The 5914-nt window shown below is 57.9% G+C and carries 3 protein-coding genes; 1 reads left to right on the forward strand and 2 read right to left on the reverse strand.

Annotation, left to right across the window (positions count from 1 at the left end):
• The first annotated feature begins 52 nt into the window (after nucleotides 1-52).
• Nucleotides 53-787, forward strand: a complete 735-nt coding sequence (locus AC0L3P_RS39075; protein WP_473309325.1) for an outer membrane protein — start codon at nucleotides 53-55, stop codon at nucleotides 785-787.
• Between the two features lie 2940 nt (nucleotides 788-3727).
• Here the strand turns inward: AC0L3P_RS39075 and sbmA are convergent.
• Nucleotides 3728-4942, reverse strand: a complete 1215-nt coding sequence (gene sbmA, locus AC0L3P_RS39080; protein WP_473309323.1) for a peptide antibiotic transporter SbmA — start codon at nucleotides 4940-4942, stop codon at nucleotides 3728-3730.
• A 176-nt stretch (nucleotides 4943-5118) separates the two neighbouring features.
• The gene (locus AC0L3P_RS39085; protein ID WP_473309326.1) at nucleotides 5119-5862 is read right to left on the reverse strand and encodes an outer membrane protein; all 744 of its coding nucleotides are present in this window, start codon (nucleotides 5860-5862) and stop codon (nucleotides 5119-5121) included.
• Between the last annotated feature and the right edge of the window lie 52 nt (nucleotides 5863-5914).

Consider the following 5914-nt stretch of genomic DNA (forward strand, 5'->3'; position numbering starts at 1 on the left):
GCACGTTGTTAAGACGCACGAGGCTCGGGGCACTCAAGACATGAGAATAGAAATGAAGAACTTGTTGTTTACGGCAGTGGGCACGATGGTGCTTGCTTCGGTGGCCCCTGCATTCAGTGCTGATCTGCCTACGGAACCCATCAAGCCTCTCCACACCGCCGCGCCTGGGCCTGTTGCGGCTGCAATCTACGATTGGAGCGCTTACTATATCGGCGCGAACGGTGGCTTGGGCTCAGGCGCGAGTTGTTGGGAGTACCTTGGCAGCACGCCCGAGGGCTGTCATCATCCGACAGGCGGTAGCGTAGGCCTCCAGATCGGCTATCGATGGCAGGTGGGTCAGATCGTGCTGGGTGTTGAGGGCCAGGGGAACTGGGCTAATTTGACCGGGTCCAATGACAGCAGCGCGTTTTTCGATACTATCAACCAGACTAAGATTGACGCGTTCGGTCTTCTGACGGGGCAGATTGGTTATGCGTTCGGCAACAACCTACTTTACGGCAAAGGCGGCGCCGCAGTCACGCGCAACATCTTTCAGATCACCTCAACCTTCACGGGAGCCAGCAGCACAAGCGACGTTCTTTGGGGCGGCGCGTTGGGGGTCGGATTCGAGCACGGCCTCGCGCCGGACTGGACGGTAGGCTTCGAGTACGACCACCTGTTCTTCCAGCCTCGCACGGAGAACTTCACCGGGAACATTGCTGGGGCCGATCGCATCCGCAATGATCTCGATGTTATCACGGTGCGGGTCAACTACAAGTTTGGCGGTCCGATTCTCCTCAGATACTGATCCGTGTTGTGTCGATGGCCCCGGCCTGGCCGGGGCCATTTGAAGGAAAGCATGGCCCGCTCAGAGCCCGGCCATTCAGGCAGCTGCAACGCGACGTTCAAGCGGCGCCTGCGCGATCCCGGCCCATCGCCTTTCGCCGGCTGGGACCCGTCCTTCTCCGGACGGCATGCTCGGCAGCACTTGGCGGGTAGCCGGATCATCGCTGCCGGCTCGGCGCTGAGCACATTCGGCCGAAAGTGCGGCTACCGCCTTGCCAAGGTAAGCGGCGCATCGCCGTCGCAATCGAGGCAGGACACGTTAGATCGGCTCATCCGCCTCTGTCGCAAACCTGGACGACCGGTAGCTCGGCTTTCCAACATCTCACCGGGCCGTCCGATATCGCGCGCCAAGCGCCGATGCGGTTCGAGGAGAAATCATCTGTGCCGCGGGCCGGGCGCAATGACGTCCGCGACAGCCGCGGACACGGGCGGCCTCATGATGAAGCAAGGCGGCATCCACAAAGGAGTGACCCAAGTTTCTCCGGCCGGGGCGCCATAACCCTCGCGCTCAGGTGGCATCGCTGCCGGGCGCAAGCTCCATCACCGGGGTAGACCTCTAGTCCCGTTTATTCAAGCGCGAAGATGAAACCCACCGAACCCCAGGCGTCAGCCTCGGGCCACACAGCTGCATTGACGTCAAGCTGCTGTGCCCACGCGCTGATACCCTCGCTCTCTTCTTCGGGAGCTGGGTTCGGGAGCCTAGCCACTACGGCGCGAACCGATTGATGGCCGTTCGTTCTAAATCGAAACCACTTTTTTGCACAAATGTGGTCTGCGGCTTCGGCGGCTCCGAAGATTGGTCGCGAGCCGACCCACCACACAATCACATCGGACTACTTCGATCATTGAGATCGCGTTTAGCCCGATCGGTGTCTTGAACGATTGTTGCCTCCGACGTTGAGCGGGCACGTTCGCCTGCAACCTAGGCTGGGACCGCATCGAGCCTGGATTGCGCTGGCGACAGCCTTGCTTTACTCCATCTCCCATGCCTTCTCGGGCGGGACGAGGCTCAGGATAGAAAGGGAGGGAGAGTTCTTCTCTATCGAGACGCGCTCGGTGAAGAGGGATGCTGCGTAGGCGCGAGATCGCTGCCCTCGATTGCCTTTATTGCGGGCCAAGGTTTTCAAGCCGTATGGTGTGGCTAATCACATTGCGCGCAATTATCGCAGCAATCAATTTGCGGGTAAGGTGATCGCGCAGTGTGAAAGCGCGGGGGAATAGGTTTGGAGTTCATTTTCGGTCCTTCACACCTCGAAGGGGCTTCTGCAGTTCGCACCCGTAGCAACCACAACAGGATTCCTGCAGAGTCCGTAGCGCGAGACGTGTCAAGACAGTTGGATCCAAGTGACCTTTTGCGGCCAGAGCTAATACCTTTTCGGCGAGGCACGCCTTCAACGAAGACGTCCGGTTTGCTTCGGGCACCATCCCGATCGCATCGTCCAGAACACCTCGCAACAAAGCGCATAGTTTGGTTTCTGCTGTCATGGCGCTAATCCAAAAACAACGGAGATCTGGCCGACCTCGGCTCCGGCCCGCCTGGCCGGTGGCCCCCGGAAAGCCATGCGGAATAAACCTTCTTCGCTCCAGGGAGCGGGGGGATAAGGGAGACGGCCGAGCCTACAAGTACAAGAACTAGGTTTCGGGAATGTGACGGTTCGTGCTCCGCTCATTCTGGATGCATGACGTCTTAAGAAAGCATCCTGCGGTAGGTCCTTTGGTCTTCGAGTCAACGCTTGCTGACGCTATCAACAAAAGTTCGTAAAGCGTTTGGTGAGGATCGCCGAGCCGTGAATTGGGCAGCCTTAGTGGATTGCTTGTTCCGATCGCGCCAATTCCAGCTTAGGAGCTCGTCGCGCCTTTGAGCCGGATGTGCGGCGCAGTTGCTATAATCGGCGAGCCACGCTTGTGAATCCACGCTGTTCAATCTGGCGGTGATGTTCACGGCCAGAGCTCCGGCTCGGCGGAAAACGGATCGGTCCCCAGCCTCAGAGTTGTCGAACCCCAGTTCTGGTAGTTGAAACACGACGCAACATCATCTTGAACTGTTGTGGCAAGGTTCACAGTTGAGCTTACGAGTGATAAGAATTTCTCTTCGAGATCATTTCGGCGTGCTCCGGCCAGCCCAGCTTGTCGCCGTCCAGGATCGCTGGTTCGAGTGGCTGGACATTCGCACCGAAGCTTTCGCCCAGCTGCGCGATCCAGTGACGCTGGGACGAGCTTGGGTGCCACTGGGCTCGATTACCGTTCCCTCACAACCAGAATGGGCACCAACACATCCGGCGGTCGCCCGAGCTCGCCGCCCCACGTAATGCCGAATCGCCCTCTTTAGCACCGTATTGCATGGAGGGGATCAAGTTTGAAACATCCCCGCGTGGTCGTTCTGGCGCAGTCAGTCAGGAGCGCGACACGATTATGATGGCTCGCGGAACGAAACAAGACCGTTGGGGCGTGTCTGATTCACACTGTCGAACTTGCGCCACGCTGGTAGTTAGTTGTAGAGCTAGGCGGTATGGACTCTAAGTACCCATTTCCAGAAGCAAATCAGATTCATGACTGTTTTTCGGAGCTAGTCTTCGGTGTCATGAACCCGCTGGTCTCGACCGCGGGTCAAACGCGCAATGCACCAGAAGCGGCTGCTTTGTAGCTTACCCGCCGAGGTCGTAATGGCCGATACAGCCATTTGGCCGCCTGTTTGCCTCAATCCGCGCCGCTGCAAACGTGCGCTCACCGTCATCTACAACATCCCGTCACAGGCGTTCCGATATGCAGTTGCTAAGTCTCTCTACCTCGAGCGTCATCCTCTCGAGTGCCCCTTCTCACAACTTAAGCAATTCAGCCGCGTTGCAACCGATTGACATGGAACAGAAGGACCGATGTCCGTCAACTCCTGCAACTACGCCAATCATGAGGCTGGCTCCTTTTGTGTCTCGATCGACGGCAGTAGCCCACAGTGAATCTTTGCCTCAAAGCTCCGCAGCCGCTGATAGATCGAGATCAGTTCGACGATCGTGCTCCAGGAGTTGACGAGATACTGAAACGAGGTTCGCACTTGCGTGAACGCGTTGAGGATCTGGTTCATCGCGCCGAGGGTGATCCTGCCCGCGATGATTGTGGGCGCAAGCAGCAGATAAGGAAAGATGCGGTCAGTCTGCAGATAGACGATCCGGCCGATATTGAAGTACATGAAGTTCAGATAGAGCCGGAAGTAATTTCTGCGAATGTCGCTAAACAGCACGCTTAATGTCGGCGCATTGGCACGCGCCGTATCATCCTCGCCGAGCACGAGCTCCTTGCGATAGGCCGCTTCGACCCGCTGGTTGAAAAATTCAATTCCGGGCAGGCGGATACCGATAAGCGCGAGAACGCCGGTGCCCAGGATCGACCAGATGACTGCGGCGAACACCAGCGGATAGGGAATCGAGCCGAACAGAGGCAGCTCCGTGATGTTGCTGGACAGCCTCACCAGAACCGGCAGGAAGGCCAAGAGCGTCAGCATCGCACTGATGAGATTGACGCCTAAACCTTCCGTGGTACTGGCAAAGCGCATGGTGTCTTCCTGAATCCGCTGGGAGGCGCCTTCGATCGTGCGCAGCCGCGGCCAGTTGGCGACATAAAAATCGTTCATCGCCGTGCGCCAGCGGAAGATGTAGTGGCTGACGAAGAATCGCGTGATCACGCCGACCACGACGGCCAGGAGCGCGATACCGGCAAAGGTCGACAATTCGTTGTAGAACTGCTCGACCGTGACTGGCGCCGACTTCGAAAGCGCAGCCTGGACCAGGTCGTAGAACGGTCCATACCAGCTGTTGATCGCGACCGAGACCTGGACCTGAAAGTAAGAGGTGAACAGGATCAGCGCCGAACCAAGAATGGACCACGTCGCCCAGGGATGGGGGGCAAATAACATCCATGCAGCCGCGAACACCGCAACGGTCAGCGCAAAATAGAGATCAAGCCACAGCGCCGAGGCGGACCAGAACGTCGCAAGCCCGACCGGCTTCTCCGGGGATTGAAAGAGATTGCCGGCAACTCCATACCAGAACGCCATCGCCAATGCCGTCCAAAGAATTGACGACGCAAAGAACAACTTTGGTCGAGGGAAGAATGAAACGAACATGCTTGCTGTCCTCATAGATTTAGAGCTTCATCTCAGAAGATGAACTCGCCGCCGTCTGGCTAACTCTTTCCTGACTTGGTCCATCCGGGGCCAGTCGCGTCGCACGCGCGATGCTTAGCGTACCCGAGAAGGCCCCGGGCAGGCCGGGGCCTTCGATTCACCAGCCTAACTACAGATCAATATTTGATGGGAGTCGTACCACCGAACTTATAGTTGAGCCGCGCAGTCACGAGGTCGAAGTCCTGAAGGATGCGGTCGCCGCCCAGCGAAGTACCAGCCGAGACAAAGTGCAGGTCGGCATCCCGCATGAAGAAATGGTCGTACTCGACGCCTACGGACCAGTTCGGCGCGAAACCGACTTCGATCCCGACCCCCACAGTAGCCCCCCAAGGGCTGATATCAGTGCTCGCGATCTGCGCGTCCGTGAGTACGGACTTGACCCCATACGTGTTGCTCACCACTGCGACGCCACCCTTGGCGTACAACAGTACATTCTCGAGCGCAAAACCGATCTGCCCAGTCATCGTACCGAACGCGTCGATCTTGCTCTGGTTGACATCGCCAAACGCAATGCTGACATTGGATCCGCTCAGATCAGCCCAGTTCCCCTGACCTTCAACGCCCAGCACGATCCGGCCCATCTGCCATCGATAGCCGATCTGTCCACCTACTGTCATGCCCGTCGCGTCATGACAGCCCTCAAACTTGCTGCTACTGTAGTCCCAACAATTCGAGCTTACGCCCAGGCCGCCGTTCATACCTACGTAGATGCCGCTCCAGTCGTAGATTGCGGCCGCAACGGCCCGCGGAGCTTTGGTGTAGATTGCTTGGGCGGACTGCGTGGTCAGGTCTGCACTGAATGAGGGCGTCGCTATCGCAAGCGTCAGCATGCTTGTAGCCGCAAGCAGGAAGTTTTTCATTTCTATTCTCATGTCTTGAGTGCCCCGAGCCTCGTGCGTCTTAACAACGTGC

This window comes from Bradyrhizobium sp. WSM4874, assembly GCF_055811835.1.